This is a genomic window from Streptomyces sp. NRRL S-340 (genome assembly GCF_000720185.1).
Taxonomy (GTDB): domain Bacteria; phylum Actinomycetota; class Actinomycetes; order Streptomycetales; family Streptomycetaceae; genus Streptomyces.
This window is the reverse complement of the sequence record NZ_JOIY01000071.1, coordinates 24,666-39,591: the sequence shown is the minus strand read 5'-3', so window position 1 is coordinate 39,591 and position 14,926 is coordinate 24,666. Positions and strand designations below refer to the sequence as shown.

The following is a 14,926-nucleotide window of genomic DNA, read 5'->3' as shown; positions in this document are numbered from 1 at the left end:
AGGGAGCTGGGCCTTGTGCTGTGCTGATGGCTGTTGCCGGTCCGCAGAACCAGCCAAACCCGGAGGGGGAGTGTTCTCCCCCGTCAGCGACCGGACTCTGTCCGCAGGAGCGCGGTTCGAGGGTGTCTTCGAGACCGCCGCGATCAGCAGGGGCGGCCCTCGAACGTGAGGAGCTGTGATGCCCGAGAACACCGTCACCGCGCCGCTCGCCCCGATGGAGCCGGACGACGTCGCCAGCTCCTTCGCCTACGTCCGGACGATGCAGGCCCACGACATCGACACCGCCGGCGCGGTCGCCAACGAAACGGGCCCGGAGATGCGCCGGCTGCTCCTGGACGTCGCCGCACGCGTCTTCATCCCGGTCATCGCCATGGACGACTGCGACGGGAAGCCGTGTGCGCGCACCTTCCTGGCGGCGGCGGCTCGGCGGCTGCTGCTGGAGGTCCCCTGCCGAGGCGACGGCGCCTGCCTGGCCTTCCCGCCGGGCATCGCCCGGACCATCATCCGCTTCACCGAGAACGTCCTCACCGAGGACCACGGCGACATCACCGGCGTCCTGCGCCGGCTGGAGGCCGCGGGGATGAAACAAGCAATGGAGGCGTACCCGGCGCGCTCGACCACCGCGCAGCCGCACCTCCAAGGCGGCGGTTGGGCAGGGCGGCCCACCCCCGAATGCCGTCCTCGCCGGGCTCTCCGAGTTCGGGCGCGGCGAAGGTGGCGGCGGCTTCGTCTGCCGCGGCGCCCCCAGACGCCATGTCGGCCAGGCCGTCCACCGGCCCATCGTGCTGCCCTGTGTTCAGGGCGTCGACATCGCCGAAGAGCACACGTGCTCAGTCCACTCCTATGCTGCCCAAGGAAACCGATGACGCGACTGACCCTCATTCAGGTGGATCGAGACCTCGGACCAGCGAGTCCCGATGCCGTCGCCGTAGTCGACGCGTACAGCCATCACGGGCAGGTGCCGACTTCTGGGCACGCCGCCCACTGCAACGACGGGCACCCCGAACATCGAAAGGCTGCCACCGTCCTCTTCGACTGTCCGACGGGCCCTGCGGGCATGGGCCTCGCGAACCGGCAGGGCCTCCAGTCGCGCGTCCAGGCCGGCAGATCGGCAGATCGGCAGATCGGCAGATCGGCAGATCGGCAGATCGGCAGATCGGCAGTGACCATCTCTCCAGACGTGAAATGTGTGTCAGGCAGAGTGCTTCTCGTAGGCTGATTGCACCTCTGTTTCGCTGACCATCTGAAGGTCCTGAACCTGGAGGGCAGATGCCTGGGACTTGTCATCGGGGTGTGCCGGCCGGCTGGGGGGATGGGGTCGTCGCGGCGCGCCGATACGCGCTGGGGCTGATGCCGCGGGTTCGTTTGAACGCCGCGCTGAACGCGAACGCGTCGGAGTAGCCCACGGCGCGGGCGATCTCCGCGACAGTCACCGTCTCGCGCTCGGTCAGCAGGTCCGCCGCGAGCGTCATCCGCCAGTGGGTGAGGTAGGTCAGCGGCGGTTCGCCGACCAGTTCGGTGAACCGCTTCGCCAGCGTGGCCCGCGACACCCCGGTCCGGCTGGCCAGCGAGGCAACCGTCCACGGCGCTGCCGGTTCCCCGTGCAGCAGGCGCAGCGCGCCGCCCACGACCGGGTCGCGCCCTGCGGAGTACCAGCCCGGCGGAGTACCGCCGGGCCGGTCGAAGTACTCGCGCAGCGCGCACACCAGCATCCAGTCCAGCAGCCGGTCGAGGACGACCTGCTGGCCCGGCGTATCGGCGGCGACCTCGGCGGCGAGATGGTCCCACACGGGGTCGGGGCCGCCGCAGGACCCCACGCGCAGTACGACCGGCAGGGCGTCCAGCAGCCTGCGACTGATCTCGCCGCGCACCGGATAGGCACCGACGACCAGGGTCGTCGTGTTCTCCCCGCCGGTACCGGCGTCGTGCCAGCCGAGCCGGTACCGGGTCCCGCCCTGCTCGGGCGTCGAGCAGAACGCACCGCACTCGACGGGTTCGGCCCGAGTGCTCACCTCGTCGACGAAGAGGAACGGCGCGGGTCCCCGCACGATCACTGTCTCGCCGACGCCCAGACGCTCGGGCGGCCGGCGCTCCGGCACGATCCAGCCGCCGCCGGAGAGGACGGTGCACAAGGTCAGCGGCGCGCCGTCCACGAAGTGCAGCGACCAGGGCGGGGTCAGGGTCGAGCTGCCGAACAACGAGCCCTGGGCCCGCACTCCGCGCAGTAGATCACCGAAAGCATCCACCCGAAAAGACTAGACGATTCAGACGATTACCCAGGTGATCTGGCTCATCACCTATGGAACCGTCCGGGTTCATGCCGTTGACTCGCGGTCATGAGCAACGGCATCACTCTTGTCCTCGGCGCGACGGGCAACACCGGCCGGCGGGTGGCCGCCCGGTTGCGGCTGCGCGACACGCCCATACGCGCCGCCTCCCGCTCCAGTCAGGCCCTGTTCGACTGGTTCCACCCCGAAAGCGGCTGGGACCAGGTCCTGCGGGGTGTCACCACCGTCTACGTGGTGCCCCCGCCCGTGCCCGGTCCGGTGCACGACTTCGTGGCGCGTGCCGAGGCCGCCGGTGTGCGGCGCCTGGTACTGCTCTCCGGTCACGGCGCCGACGACTGGGGCGACTCCGCGTTCGGGCTGGACATGCGCTCGGCCGAGGACGCCGTACGCGGCTCGGCGCTGGAATGGACCGTCCTGCGTGCCTCGAACTTCGCCCAGAACTTCGGCGGGCACCCCTTCCGTGCCCCGCTGGCCGCCGGCGAGCTGGCGCTTCCGGCGGGTGCGGTTCCTGAGCCGTTCATCGACATCGAGGACGTCGCCGACGTAGCGGCCGCAGTGCTGTCCGAGCCCGGCCGGCACGCCGGTCGGGTCTATGAGCTGACCGGGCCGCGTGGGCTGACCTGGGCGGAGGCGGTCGAGCTGATCTCCCGGGCGTCCGGGGTGCCCATCGTCTACCGGCGCATCTCCCTGGCCGAGTACACCGCGACGCTGGTCCAGGAGGGCTGGGGCCAGGACGAGGCCCAGCACCTCACCGAGATGTTCGTGCTGCTTGAACGCGGGACCACCGCCTGGACGACGGACGACGTCGCCACCGTGCTGGGACGCGCGCCGCGGACCTTCGAGAACTTCGTCCTGCGGGCCACGGCAGCGGAAGCCTGGCGGCGCTGAGTCCCACGCGCCCGGCCTGGCGTACTGGGCTCCGCGAGGCGGAGCACCGCACCCCTTCCTGCACGTCCACACCACTTGCAGACGTCCGTTCTTCACGTAACTGGAGCCATCGATGCACACCCTGCTGGTCGCCACCAACCCCGACCCCCGGTCCCTGACGCATTACGTACTGGGACGACTTGAGGCAGCACTCAAACCCGGTTCGGTCGAAATCGCCGACCTGGCCGAGGAGCGATTCGACCCCCGGTTCACGCCGGCGGATCGTCGGGCGTACCACGACGGCGGCAACTATCCGGCTGACGTCACGGCTGAACACCGTCGTCTTGAGCGTGCCACCGACCTCGTGTTGGTCTTCCCCGTCTACTGGTGGTCGATGCCCGCACTGTTGAAGGGGTGGATCGACCGTGTCTTCGTCAACGGCTGGGCCTTCGAGCACTCCCCCGCTTCGGGCCTGCGGCCGAAGCTGCAGGGTCTCACCACGCATCTTCTGCCCATCGCCGGCGACGACTCCGGTGCGTACGAGCGCCACGGATACGAGAGCGCACTGCGGACGCAGATCGAGCACGGCATCGTCGACTACTGCGGCAGCCGGCGCGGCTCCACAGCGTTCATCTACGAATCCGAACAGCTCGCCCCCGAAGCCACGGTGCGAGATGTTGACCGTGCGGTGCGGACCATCAGCGAAGCCATCCGTGCCCGCCAGACGGAATGAGGCAGACAGATCAGACACCCCTCCGACTGGTGAGATGTTCCGGCGGAACAGCCAGGGGCGCCGGCTGCTGCGTTTCCAAAGAGACGTCGGAACGCCGAGCCGAGCCGAGCCGAGCCGGGCTCCGGCTCCGGCTCCGGCTCGGGCGCGGCTTCCGCGCCGGGCTGTCCGTGGACGCGGGTCGGGTCGTGCTCCGCTCCAGGAACGGCACCCAGACGGCACCCGCGTTCCCGGAGGCCGTCACCGCGACCGGGCAGCTGCCCGACGCGTCGGCCTTCGACGGCGAGCACACCTGGGTGCCCGACCGTCTGCACTCGGGGGCGTTCGCCGTGGCGGCCACCGATGCCACGACGGTGTCCTTGACCAGCGACGGCGGAGCGCTGTGCAAAGGGGACAGCGGCGGCCCCGCGCTGCGCGACGCCGGTGGCCATTTCGAACTCGTCGCCGTCAACAGCGCTTCCTGGCAGGGTGGTTGCCTCGGCTCGACGGAGTCGCGGACCGGCGCCGTGGAGACACGGCTGGACGACATCCGCTCCTGGATACAGCAGGTACGGCTGCTCCCCCAGCAGTACGCGGTCGCCTCGGGTGACTTCAACGGCGACGGCAGAGAGGACGTGGCCGCCCTCTACGACAACGGCGCGTCCGTGGACGGTGGCAACCGGACTTCCCTCTACACCTTCTACGCCACCGCCGACGGCTTCGAGCCCCCGGTCCGCAGCTGGATCAGCTCCGCCGGTTTCACCTGGGCCGCGAGCCGGCTGGTCGCCGGTGACTACAACGGCGACGGCAAGGACGACGTCGCTGTCTTCTACGACGGCGGCCAGAGTTCGGACGGTTCGTACGTCTCGTCCGTGTACACGTTCACGAGTACGGGGACGGGCTTTCGTGCCCCTACGACGGCGGCCAGAGCAGCGACGGCAAGAACACCACCCTCGTCTTCACCCTCACCCTACGACGGCGGCCAGAGCAGCGACGGCAAGAACACCACCCTCGTCTTCACCCTCACCAGCAACGGCACCGCCTTCACCGCCACCAAGACCTGGACCAGCCCCGGCAACTTCGAATGGGCCAAGAGCCGGCCGACCTCCGGCGACTACGACGGGGACGGCAAGGACGACATCGCCGTCCTCTACGACGGCGGCCAGAGCAGCGACGGGAAGAACGTGTCCATGCTGTTCACGTTGACCAGCGGTGGCGGCGGGTTCATCTCCTCCAAGGTGTGGACCAGTTCGGGCGGCTTCTCCTGGGCCGCCGCGCTCCCCGGCTCGGGTGACTGCAACGGCGACGGCAAGGACGACATCACCGTCTACTACGACAAGGGGCGGACCGACGACGGGCGGCAGCACAACGCGCTGTTCTTCTTCCGCAGCACCGGCACCACGCTCCAGGCACCCGTGACGTCCTGGAGCGGCGTCATCATCTGACGACCTGAGCCGGGGGCGGCCACCACGACATCCGGCAGGTCGCCGGAGTCCTCCGGGCCGGAACCGACCGCGCCCGGCGGAACCCGCTCACCGAGCAGCACCGCTGTGGCACCACTTCGTCGCCGGCCGCGCCTGGCGAGGCAGGGCACCGCCCTGCGACGCGTCGACCGGATCACACCGTCCTGCGAGATGATGGTGCGGCCGAACGATCCGCGCACCTCGGCTGTACGCGGCCGAGGAGACGAAGACCTGCAGGACGTGCCGCCGCAACCGGCCGACGGGGGCGGCGGCAGCCACCGACTGGAGCCGCATGCCCGCACGCCGGAGCCTCGCCGTCGCCCTTGTCGCCCTCGCCGTCGTGGTGGCCGGCGGCTGCTCGGATCGCAGGGGCCGCGAGGGGACGGCCGTCGATCCGGGAAGCGCGGAAGCCCCGCGATACCCGAGTCCCTCTGCGGTTACCGGGTGGGACGGCAAAGCGGAACAGGAAGACGCGCTCCGGGACGCCACGCAGGCTCTGAACGCCTCGGAGATCGAGGGAGCCGCGCGTGTCGCCGAGGGGATGGCGAGCCTGCCGCAGGGTCTGGACAAGACCTTCACCGCCGAGGGACGGCCGCACACGCTCGACATCGCCTGTCAGGCCCCAGGCCCTCGCTCGATCACCCTGATCCTCGGCCGGGGCACCGTGGAGAGCGAGTGGGAGGTGACGTGCGGAGACCGTGAGGCGGACCAGTTCAACATCCCCGCCGGCGCTCTCTTCACGGCGCGCGTCGCCCGGACCGGGCCGGATGCCGAGGGCCTGGTGCTGTGGCGGCTCAGCGCCTTGCGCCCCGATGACGTGGACGGATGCGATGACGACATCGAGGGGTGCGAGGACCGACCGGTGATTCAGCGGACCTGCCCCGGCAGGCAGGCAGCGGCCCGGTACGACCGCGGGCGACCGCACGAACGAAGTCGCCTGCCTCCAGGGCACGTTCGGGACGATGCCGCCACTCGGAAGCCGCAGCATCGCCCGTTCCCGGAGTCTGCCGTAGGTGAGTGTGCCGAAACGCTTCCGGGGGCGGACCGGTCGTGTCAGCGGGAGGGCTGATGTATGTGGCGGTCCTGTCCCGCACCGTGTCCGGCCACCGCCGTGGCGATGCCGAGGACGGCCAGGACGGTGAGCGGAAGCGTCCAGCTGTGCGTGGTGTCGTGCAGGATGCCGAGGAGGAGAGGCCCGGCCGCCGCGACGAGGTAGCCGATGGACTGTGCCATGCCCGCCAGCGCGGCGGCTTCGGCGGAACTGCCGGCGCGCTGGCTCTGGAAGGTGAGGGCGAGGACGAGGCACGCACCGCCGCCGACTCCGAGGAGAGTGCACGCGAGGACGGACAACGCGGGGGCGGCGACCAGGACGGTGAAGCCGCCTGCCACGAGGACCGAGGCCCCGGCCGCGGTCCAGCGCTGGTCGTGCCGGCCCCGGGTGAGCAGGGGCAGGAGGCTGCTGGCCGCCAGGGACACCACCTGGTAGTAGAAGAGCATCCATCCGGCCGTGGTGCTGCTCGTGCCGCGGTCGATCAGGATGCTGGGCAGCCATGCGACGGCGGTGTAGAAGGCCAGGGACTGCAGGCCCATGAAGAAGGTGACCTGCCAGGCGAGCCGCGACCGCCAGGGCACCGGGCTGTGCGTTCCGCCGGCGGACTCCTGCGGCTTGTCACCCCGCATCCGGGGCAGCCAGGCGAGGAACGCCGCGATCGTGAAGGCGACACCCCAGGCCAGCGCGGTGCGCCAGGAACCCGGCACGCTGTGGGCCAGCGGTGCGGAGATCCCTGAGGAGACCGCGGCCATGAGGCCCATGACGGTCACGTAGAGAGCGCTGATGCCTTGAATACGGTGTGCGGGCACACTCCGCCTGATCAGAGCGGGCAGCAGCACGTTGCCGAACGCGATGGCCGCGGAAAGCATCACCGTTCCGGCGAACAGGCAGAGGACGGAGGGAAGGGAGCGGACCACCGTCCCGACGGCCAGCACACCGAGCGCCGCCACCAGCAGGCGCGCGCTGCCCAGCCGGTGGGAGGCACGGGCGACCAGGGGTGACGTCGCGGCGAACGTGAGCAGCGGGAGGGTGCTCAGCAGCCCGCCCCAGCTCGATGTCAGGCCGCTGCCGTGCTCGATCTCCGGCAGCAGTGCGCCGACACCGGTGAGGGTGGTGCGCAGGTTCGCCGCCACGAGGCAGATGGCGATGACGAGCCCGGCCGACACGGCGGGCCGGGCGGGATCGGCGGAGGGTGGTCGGGAGGCGGAATGCTGACGGGACATCGAAGCCGGCCGCGTACTCACTGGTCCTCCGCTGCTCGTGGCGTACTGGTCTCGTGGTCACGGGTGAGCTGGACGATCGCGGCCGCCGCGTCGCGGGCGCCGCCCTGGTCCCGGGCCTCGATCGCGTCGACGAGCCGCCGGTGCAGACGGGCGTGCTCCTCGGCGTGGGCGGCGTCCCAGGGCAGGCCGCCCAGGGACGAGGTGAGCGCCGTACCGAGGTAGTCGTACACCTCGACCAGCAGGTCGTTCCCGCTCGCCCGGACCACGGCCCGGTGGAACAGTGCGTCGACGCTCGTGGCCGTGGACGTGTCCTCACCGGCACAGGCCGCGTCGGCGTCGGCCAGCAGCTCCCGCAGTTGCTGCAACTGGCTCTCGCTGCGGCGCAGGGCCGCGGTTCCCGAGGCGTACTCCTCCAGAACGGTCCGCAGTTCCAGCACGTTGTCCCGCTTCCCGGAACTCGCCCGCCGCACCATGACCGACTGGAGTTCACTCGAGGAGCGGACATAGGTGCCGTCCCCGGCCCGCGGCTCCAGCAGGCCCAGGTGCACCAGCGCACCGATCGCCTCCCGCAGCGTGCTGCGTCCCACACCGAGCTCCTCGATGAGGGCCTGCTCCGGCGGGATCCGCGTCCCGACGGGCCACCCGCCTGACTCGATGTGTGACCGGAGACTGTCCACGAGCTGAGCGGACAGGCTAGCCGTCCGCCGCGGTGCACTGATGCGTTCCATGGGGACACCGTACACAAACATCAGACGTTTGAACATCATAGGCTTCGGGAACTGACCACGGGGCACGGTGCTGCTGCGGATTCGCTCTCGCGGGATGCGGCTGCGGACGCGGCCGCCGGGATCTCGGAGCGACGGGGACCTCGACGGCACCGCCCGGCGTCCGGCACGAGCTTGCCGGCAGCGGCAGCCACCTCCGATGCCTGCGGCCCTGGCGTGCCTGCGGCGCTTGCGCCCCGCCGGCGCGGCGGTCACGGCCAGCCGTTGTCCTCCGGGAGCCGGGCCGCCTCGGCGCGGGTGCGGGCCTGCGTCTTGCCGGCCGCCGACGACAGGTGGTTGCGCACGGTGCCCTGGGACAGCCCGGGCGCCCTGACGATGTCGGTCACGGTGCCTCCCTCGGCGGCGGCGCGCAGTACCTCCGCCTCGCGCCCGGTCAGCGGGCTCGCGCCACCGGCCGGCGCTGCCGCAGCGAGGGCCGGGTCCACGAAGCACAGGCCGGCGCGGACACGGTGAATGGCGTCGACCAGTGGTTCGAACGGGAGGCGAACCGCCCGCGGCGGGCCTCAACGGGGTTGGCGGTGATCCATTCCTGAGTGCATTTCCCCGTCCAGTCGATGTGTTCAGACGGATTCTGTGCACCCGCGCGTTCGGGCCACCGTAGCTCGGTCAAGATCTTCGTGAGGCCGATCGCGCTCCCGTGCGCCGGTGACACCCCGTCATTGCCGGTGTGATACTCGCCGGATGCCAGGAGCTGCTGAGGTCGGTGTTACCGCACCTCCGGGGCGCTTGTTAGGTAAGTGAGCTCCGAGGACGGGTTGTTACGCGTCGTCTCCGGAGGAGCAGATGATGACCGAAGGGTGGATGCTGCGTGCTGGGTGACCGGGGCGCTCTGGACCGGGCTGGGATTACCGATCCGGTGCTGCGGGAGGCGTACCGGCTGTGCGGCCGGTTACTGGTGGCCGTCGACGGGCGATCCAACTGGGCGGGTACGTTGCTGCTGCCGCCGGAGAAGCGGCCACACGCCTGGGCCGTCTACGCCTTGGCCCGGTGGGCGGACCAGCTCTTGGACAGCGGTGATCCTCAGGAGCGCGCCGGGCGTTACGAGGTGTGGCGTCAGCGGATGCTCACAGATCTGCGGTGCGGCCGGTGCACCGATCCGCTGGGGCAGGCATTCGCCCACACCGCGCAGGTGTACGGGTTCGATCTCGACGATGTCGAGACGATGCTGGCCGCGTGGCTGCGGGATCTCGAGGTGAGCGAGTACGCCACCTGGCAGGAGCTTCGCGACTACAGCGAAGCGATCAACGGGCCGCCTGGACGCATGATTCTGCGACTGGTGGAGGCGGTCGACGCGCGAGCCGACCGTGCCATGACCGAGCTTGTCGTGGCCTTGCAACTGGCCAACGTCGTGCGGGATGTCGGGGAGGACATCCGCCTGGGCCGGATCTACCTGCCGACTGAGGATCTGCGGCGTTTCGGCGTCACCCCCGATGAGCTGCGCGCGGCCCGGATCACGCCCCGGCTGCGCCGCCTGATCCGCTTCGAGGTGCAGCGCGCCCGCGCACTGTTCGCCTGCGGAATGGAGGTGACCGAGCTGATCCGTCCTCGGTGCAGGCCGTTCGTGTGGGCGGTCATCGAGCGCAACCTCGCCACGCTGGCCCAGGTCGAACGGCACGGTTACGACATCTTCGCCCGCCCCACGACTCTGGGCGGGCGAGGGCTGGCCTCGCTCGCTTTCCAGGTGGGCGTCCGATCGTGGCCTAGGAAAGCGCCGGGGGTATTGGTCGCGCGGCAGTGAGCGGCCTTGCGCTCGGGGTAGCTGCCCCGGAGATCGGGTCCGGGCACCGTCATTGCCCGTAGCGGCGGCAGCAGGACGCGAAGTGATCGAGTGCCTGTGCGAAGTGGCGTTCGTCGAATCCGGGCCAGCCTGTGTCGCAGAAGTAGAGCTCGCTGTAGGTGGACTGCCAGGTCATGAAGTCGGACAGGCGTTGTTCGCCCGAGGTGCGGATGATGAGGTCGGGGTCGGGAAGTCCGGCTGTGTAGAGATGACGGGCCAGCATGTCCTGGGTGAGCCCGGCCTGTGCCTGGGTGATGCCCCCTGGGGTGGACAGCAGCTCTCGCAGGGCCTGGAGGATTTCTTCCCGTCCGCTGTAGGCGAGTGCGATGTTCACCGTAGGCCCGCTCACCGCTGCGGTGAGGTCCACCGCTTCCCGCAGCTCCTCCACGATCTGCGTGTCGAGCAGTTCGATCCGGCCGATCAGCCGGATGCGCCAGCGGGGTTGCCGGGCAAGCTGCTGCAGCGTCTCGGCCACCGCCCGCAGACTGGCGATGACGGAGTCGTCCTCGCGCCGCAGGTTGTCCAGGGACACCGCGTACAGCGTCACGACGTCGATCCCCGCGGCGTCACACCAGTTGAGGAACTGCAGGGCTCTGTCGCCTCCCTGCATGTATCCCCAGGCGGATTCGCGGGCTGCGGCTTTGGCCCAGCGACGGTTCCCGTCCAGGATGACAGCGATGTGTCCGGGCACCGGGCCGCGGCGGCCACCGGGCCGAGGAGTGCTCCGGCGGCTGAAACAAGTCTCCACAGTGGCCCGTCCTCCCCGACTGCGACGCAACGGCACCGTCATCGTAGGAGCGGCGATCAGGCACAGAGTGATCAGCCGAGAAGCGCCTGGCGCGTACCGGGGGCGCGTAGAAGCGTGAGGAGAGTCTCTTGCGACCCCTCACCACAAACCTGGCCTCCACCGCCGCTTCCCTCGCAACCGGCGGCAGTCACAGCACGTTCCACGGCAGTGGCAGACTGACCGCTGACATCCATGAGGAAGGCCGGCCGGAACGCAGATGAACAGCAATGCCCTCACCGCCCTGGAGCGTGCCGCCGGTCACCAGCAGCGCTTCGTCTCGTCCTTCGAGAAGTACTTCGCCGAACTCGCCGGCGACCTCAACGGTTCCAGCCTGGGCCGTTTCACCCCCCGGTGTCTGGAGCTGCTGGCGGAGTTGTCGCTGCGCGGCGGGAAGCGGATCCGGGTCGCCCTGCTCTACGAGGCGGCGCGCCTGGTCACGGAGGAGGAGGTACCGGGACTGCTGGAGGCCTCACTGAGTCTTGAGCTGCTCCACAGCCACGCGCTCATCCTTGACGACATCATCGACGACTCACCCCTGCGGCGCGGTGGCCCCTCGACGTACTACGCGTGCCGCGCAGACCTCCCCGAGAACCCGCAGGCCGCGCTGGGACTGGCCATGATGACCGGCGATCTCGCCGGCTTCCTGGCCCTGCGCGTTCTGTTCCACGCGGACCTTCCCGCCGACCGCAAGCAGGCCATGCTCGACGTCCAACTCGGCGTGACGACCGATACCGTCATCGGCCAGATCCTCGACATCGAACGCGACGTCACCCCCTCGGCCGACGAAGGGCTGCTGGAGACGGTGGGCGAGTACAAGACCACCCGCTACTCCGTCCTCGCCCCCCTGCGCCTGGGCCTGCTGGCCGCCGGCGAGGACCTGGCCGCGCACGAGGAAAGCCTGCGCCGCTACGCCACGCTGGCCGGCATCAGCGGCCAGATGCGAGACGACTACCTCGACCTCTTCGGCGACCCGGACATCACCGGCAAGCCCATCGGTACCGACCTGCGGGCCGGCCGCCTCACCTACCTGGTCCGCAAGCTGCTTGCCGTCACTGACGCGGACGCGCACGACACCGTCAAGGCCGCTCTCGGAAATCCCGGCTGCACACCGCAGACCATCGACGGTATCCGGGACATCGCCTACCGCCACGACGTGCACCAGCACCTGCAGTCGGCGATCGACCGGTACGCCGAAGCCGCCTCCGCCGAAGCCCGCTCCTGGCGCCGGCACTGGCGTGGGGAAGCCGTGGGCTTCTTCGAGCAACTGCCCTCGTGGAACGCCCGCAGGACCCGGTAGCCGCGGGTGTCCCCTGCCCCGATCGGACGGTACGACGATGCGGACGTTGACACGGCGTATCCGCCCCTGGCCATCAGGCGTTGAAGGCGTACCGGATCGAAGGGGGAGGACGGACATTGGAAGTGCGCGGACTGCGGCACGCCTACGGCCGACGCGAGGTCCTGCGCGGCATCGACCTGGACCTGCAGCCGGGCAGGCTGTCCGGGATCGTCGGCGAGAACGGCGCCGGCAAGTCGACGCTGCTGAAGATCCTGGCCGGTGAACTGCGGGCACAGGCCGGAACCGTCCGGCACCCGGGCCGCTTCGGCTACTGCCCGCAGGACGTGGTCCTCAACGACGCCCTCACCGTCCGCCAGCACCTGCTGTACTTCAAGGCGGCCTTCCGGCTACCAGATCTCAAACGCGCGGAAGAAGTCATGGACGTGCTGTGCTTCTCCGATTACGCCGACGAGCGTGCCGGAGTGCTCAGCGGCGGCACCCGGCAGAAGCTGAACCTGACCCTGGCCCTCATGCACGATCCGCAGGTCCTGCTGCTCGACGAGCCCTACCAGGGCTTCGACTGGGACACCTACCAGCGCTTCTGGGATCTGGCCGCCCGTCTTCGCGATGCCGGCCGCTCCGTCCTGGTCGTCTCCCACCTCGCCTACGACATCGAACGCCTCGACGAACTCTGGCGCCTGGACCGCGGCATCCTCAGCCCGTATGAAACGGCGGCGGCATGAGACGACACCTGAGCCTGTATGCGACCGCCGCCCGTTACGACCTGGTCGAACACAGCCGCAACCGTTTCGCCATGCTGCTGATCGTTCTCTACATCCCGCTGTGGATCTCGCTCGCGTACGTCGCCATCCCCGACCGGCCCGCGCCTCTCCACCTGCGTTCCACCGGAGAGCACCTGGCACCGGCCGGCAACGAACTCACCCAGATCACCGGCGCCATCAACGCGGTCACCCTGATCACAGGCTTCATGATGTTCGCCGCCACATTCACCGGCCACCGCTTCGACCGCCGCCTGGCCATGGCCGGTTACCCCCGCCTCCACCTCATCACCGCCAAGGCCACCTCTCTCACCCTCACCTCGGCCTTCATCGCCGTCTACGCCGCCGCCGTCACCTGTCTCTCCTGGACGCCCAAGCAGCCTCTCCAGCTCGCCGCCGCCCTCTTCTGCGCCGCGATGACCTACGGCGCGATCGGCGTCATCCTCGGATCCATCCTCCGCCGAGAGGTCGAGGGCATGTTCGCTCTGGTCATGATCAGCGTCATCGACGTCCTCCTGCCCAACCCCATGTGGAGCTCGGGGGCCGACAGCTCCCTCATTCGCTTCCTGCCCTCCTACGGCGCCTCCCAGGCCGCCACAGCCGCGGGTTTCTCCACCACGACGACCCCTGCCCACCTGGCCATCGAGCTCCTGTGGTTCACCGGCGCAGCACTCCTGGCACTCCTCACCTTCCACCGCCGCACCCGCAGCGCCCATCACAAGCCACAGCCCTCCGGGACTGTCGCCATGGTGCCCCAGCCCGAGGTCACCGCCCCCCAGGGCGGCCACGATGCAACAGATCCCGCGGGGGCGGGTGCCTGAATTCCCTCAACCTGGTCCCGGACTTCACAGGTCACCTTTTCAGGTCTTGTGACGGGGGCCGACCGGCTACGGGGCTGCCTCACGGAAGAGGGCCAGGAGGGCGGGCGCCTGCGGGGCACCCGCGTCGAAGAACTGCGGGGCCAGTGCGGGTGGCACGGCGGTTCCACGCATGCGGACTTCATGGCAGCTGAAGCAGAACGCCGCTCGAACAGCGCCAGGTCGAGAGTGTCCGCGTACGCCCGGATGCTCCAGCCCGGCGAGAAGCCGCAGCGGTGCTGCTCGCCGCCGGGCAAGCTCTCGATCAAGGCCAGGACGCCGGCTGCCTCGCTCCCGGTCCAGTGGGCGCCCGCCCTGTCAGGATACGAGGCGCCCTGCTTTGCCGGGAGTGCGGAGATCCCTATGACCTCCAGCGACACAGCGGTGGCTACGGCTTCGGCAAGGTCATCGACCGGGGGCGGGGTGCTGCTGCCCCGTCGGATAATCCAAGTGCGGTCCGGTCGTCCCGCGTGATACTCCTCCCGTCTATGGGCGATCTTGTGACAGCGCGGCTCGTGCTTCATCCGATGACCGTCAGCGAGGCTGAGCGAGTGGTGGCGGGCGAGTCGGATGGCGGTGCCCGATGGGCGCCCGGATACCCCACCGATGGGGACGTGTCCGCCGCCAGGCGCTTCCTGCGCACCTGCGCGAGCACCGGTGATCCCCGGCCGTTCGGGAACTATGAGATCCGTCGCCGCGAGGACGGTCACGCGATCGGCGGCCTGGGTTTCCACGGACCTGCGGATGAGAACGGCAGCGTCACGATCGGCTACGGCCTCATCCCGTCCGCGCGAGGCAAGGGGTACGCCTCCGAAGCCCTCCGCGGGCTGCTGCTGTTCGCGCGGGCGGTCGGCGTCACCTGCGTGAAGGGCGACGCCGACCACGACAACATCGCGTCCCAGCAGGTCATGACGGCAGTCGGTATGCGGCCGGCCGGAGAAGACGAACGCGTCAGGTACTTCGAGATCGCCTGGACCGACACGACGGCGGACACTGGCCCACGCTCCTAGGGGCGGCGAGCGCTGGTGCGCTTGGGGCCCGGAACGTTCGAACGTCCGCTCTCC

At 69.8% G+C, this 14,926-nt stretch carries 15 protein-coding genes; 10 read left to right on the top strand and 5 right to left on the bottom strand.

The features are described 5' to 3' along the window. The first annotated feature begins 178 nt into the window (after nt 1–178). Nucleotides 179–1,219: a hypothetical protein gene (locus tag IG64_RS41775; RefSeq protein ID WP_199811727.1), complete on the top strand. Its 1,041-nt coding sequence runs from the start codon at nt 179–181 to the stop codon at nt 1,217–1,219. Between the two features lie 64 nt (nt 1,220–1,283). Here IG64_RS41775 and IG64_RS35770 read toward each other — a convergent pair whose 3' ends face one another. Further along, nucleotides 1,284–2,246, bottom strand: coding sequence for an AraC family transcriptional regulator (locus tag IG64_RS35770; protein WP_037864324.1), 963 nt, complete (start codon nt 2,244–2,246; stop codon nt 1,284–1,286). A gap of 90 nt (nt 2,247–2,336) precedes the next feature. On the opposite strand from IG64_RS35770, the gene IG64_RS35765 reads away from it, so the two are divergent. The 4 genes from IG64_RS35765 to IG64_RS35750 all read left to right on the top strand — a co-directional run bounded on the left by IG64_RS35765 (nt 2,337) and on the right by IG64_RS35750 (nt 6,396). Then, entirely contained in the window at nt 2,337–3,176 is an 840-nt protein-coding gene (locus IG64_RS35765; RefSeq protein WP_037864321.1) for an NAD(P)H-binding protein, read from the top strand. Nucleotides 3,177–3,288: 112 nt separating this feature from the next. Then, entirely contained in the window at nt 3,289–3,888 is a 600-nt protein-coding gene (locus IG64_RS35760; RefSeq protein ID WP_037864319.1) for an NAD(P)H-dependent oxidoreductase, read from the top strand. 185 nt (nt 3,889–4,073) lie between these two features. Further along, nucleotides 4,074–5,309, top strand: coding sequence for an FG-GAP repeat domain-containing protein (locus IG64_RS35755; protein WP_051813741.1), 1,236 nt, complete (start codon nt 4,074–4,076; stop codon nt 5,307–5,309). A gap of 310 nt (nt 5,310–5,619) precedes the next feature. Further along, nucleotides 5,620–6,396: a hypothetical protein gene (locus tag IG64_RS35750; RefSeq protein WP_037864317.1), complete on the top strand. Its 777-nt coding sequence runs from the start codon at nt 5,620–5,622 to the stop codon at nt 6,394–6,396. Here the strand turns inward: IG64_RS35750 and IG64_RS35745 are convergent. The 3 genes from IG64_RS35745 to IG64_RS35735 all read right to left on the bottom strand — a co-directional run bounded on the left by IG64_RS35745 (nt 6,381) and on the right by IG64_RS35735 (nt 8,811). Further along, the gene (locus IG64_RS35745) at nt 6,381–7,601 is read right to left on the bottom strand and encodes a CynX/NimT family MFS transporter (protein WP_234438721.1); all 1,221 of its coding nucleotides are present in this window, start codon (nt 7,599–7,601) and stop codon (nt 6,381–6,383) included. The two genes, IG64_RS35750 and IG64_RS35745, sit on opposite strands and share 16 nt — an antisense overlap. 17 nt (nt 7,602–7,618) lie before the next feature. Beyond that, nucleotides 7,619–8,329 carry a FadR/GntR family transcriptional regulator gene (locus IG64_RS35740; protein ID WP_037864313.1) on the bottom strand — a complete coding sequence of 237 codons (711 nt, stop codon included), beginning with the start codon at nt 8,327–8,329 and terminating at the stop codon, nt 7,619–7,621. 248 nt (nt 8,330–8,577) lie between these two features. Beyond that, entirely contained in the window at nt 8,578–8,811 is a 234-nt protein-coding gene (locus IG64_RS35735; RefSeq protein ID WP_420710046.1) for a response regulator transcription factor, read from the bottom strand. Between the two features lie 383 nt (nt 8,812–9,194). Between IG64_RS35735 and IG64_RS35730 the strand changes: the two genes are divergently transcribed. After that, the gene (locus tag IG64_RS35730) at nt 9,195–10,124 is read left to right on the top strand and encodes a phytoene/squalene synthase family protein (RefSeq protein WP_051813739.1); all 930 of its coding nucleotides are present in this window, start codon (nt 9,195–9,197) and stop codon (nt 10,122–10,124) included. Between the two features lie 49 nt (nt 10,125–10,173). Here IG64_RS35730 and uppS read toward each other — a convergent pair whose 3' ends face one another. Beyond that, complete coding sequence (gene uppS, locus IG64_RS35725) at nt 10,174–10,953, bottom strand: polyprenyl diphosphate synthase (protein WP_063758869.1); 780 nt, start codon at nt 10,951–10,953, stop codon at nt 10,174–10,176. Nucleotides 10,954–11,167: 214 nt separating this feature from the next. Here uppS and IG64_RS35720 point away from each other — a divergent pair, with 214 nt between their 5' ends. The 4 genes from IG64_RS35720 to IG64_RS35700 all read left to right on the top strand — a co-directional run bounded on the left by IG64_RS35720 (nt 11,168) and on the right by IG64_RS35700 (nt 14,872). Next, entirely contained in the window at nt 11,168–12,247 is a 1,080-nt protein-coding gene (locus IG64_RS35720; RefSeq protein ID WP_037864308.1) for a polyprenyl synthetase family protein, read from the top strand. Between the two features lie 116 nt (nt 12,248–12,363). Further along, on the top strand, nt 12,364–12,969 hold the full coding sequence (locus tag IG64_RS35715; RefSeq protein ID WP_199811726.1) for an ABC transporter ATP-binding protein: 606 nt from the start codon (nt 12,364–12,366) through the stop codon (nt 12,967–12,969). Beyond that, complete coding sequence (locus IG64_RS35710) at nt 12,966–13,826, top strand: ABC transporter permease (protein ID WP_063758868.1); 861 nt, start codon at nt 12,966–12,968, stop codon at nt 13,824–13,826. The genes IG64_RS35715 and IG64_RS35710 overlap by 4 nt, the downstream gene beginning before the upstream one ends. 524 nt (nt 13,827–14,350) lie before the next feature. Continuing rightward, a complete protein-coding gene (locus tag IG64_RS35700) occupies nt 14,351–14,872 on the top strand; it encodes a GNAT family N-acetyltransferase (protein ID WP_037864304.1) in 522 nt (173 codons plus the stop codon). The last annotated feature ends 54 nt before the right edge of the window (nt 14,873–14,926 follow it).

Coding starts and splice junctions, on each gene's coding strand:
- IG64_RS35760 (WP_037864319.1), top strand. CDS start 3,289: ATGCACACCCTGCTGGTCGCCACCAACCCCGACCCCCGGTCCCTGACG.
- IG64_RS41775 (WP_199811727.1), top strand. CDS start 179: ATGCCCGAGAACACCGTCACCGCGCCGCTCGCCCCGATGGAGCCGGAC.
- IG64_RS35700 (WP_037864304.1), top strand. CDS start 14,351: ATGGGCGATCTTGTGACAGCGCGGCTCGTGCTTCATCCGATGACCGTC.
- IG64_RS35710 (WP_063758868.1), top strand. CDS start 12,966: ATGAGACGACACCTGAGCCTGTATGCGACCGCCGCCCGTTACGACCTG.
- IG64_RS35750 (WP_037864317.1), top strand. CDS start 5,620: ATGCCCGCACGCCGGAGCCTCGCCGTCGCCCTTGTCGCCCTCGCCGTC.
- IG64_RS35765 (WP_037864321.1), top strand. CDS start 2,337: ATGAGCAACGGCATCACTCTTGTCCTCGGCGCGACGGGCAACACCGGC.
- IG64_RS35720 (WP_037864308.1), top strand. CDS start 11,168: ATGAACAGCAATGCCCTCACCGCCCTGGAGCGTGCCGCCGGTCACCAG.
- IG64_RS35740 (WP_037864313.1), bottom strand. CDS start 8,329: ATGGAACGCATCAGTGCACCGCGGCGGACGGCTAGCCTGTCCGCTCAG.
- IG64_RS35745 (WP_234438721.1), bottom strand. CDS start 7,601: ATGTCCCGTCAGCATTCCGCCTCCCGACCACCCTCCGCCGATCCCGCC.
- uppS (WP_063758869.1), bottom strand. CDS start 10,953: ATGACGGTGCCGTTGCGTCGCAGTCGGGGAGGACGGGCCACTGTGGAG.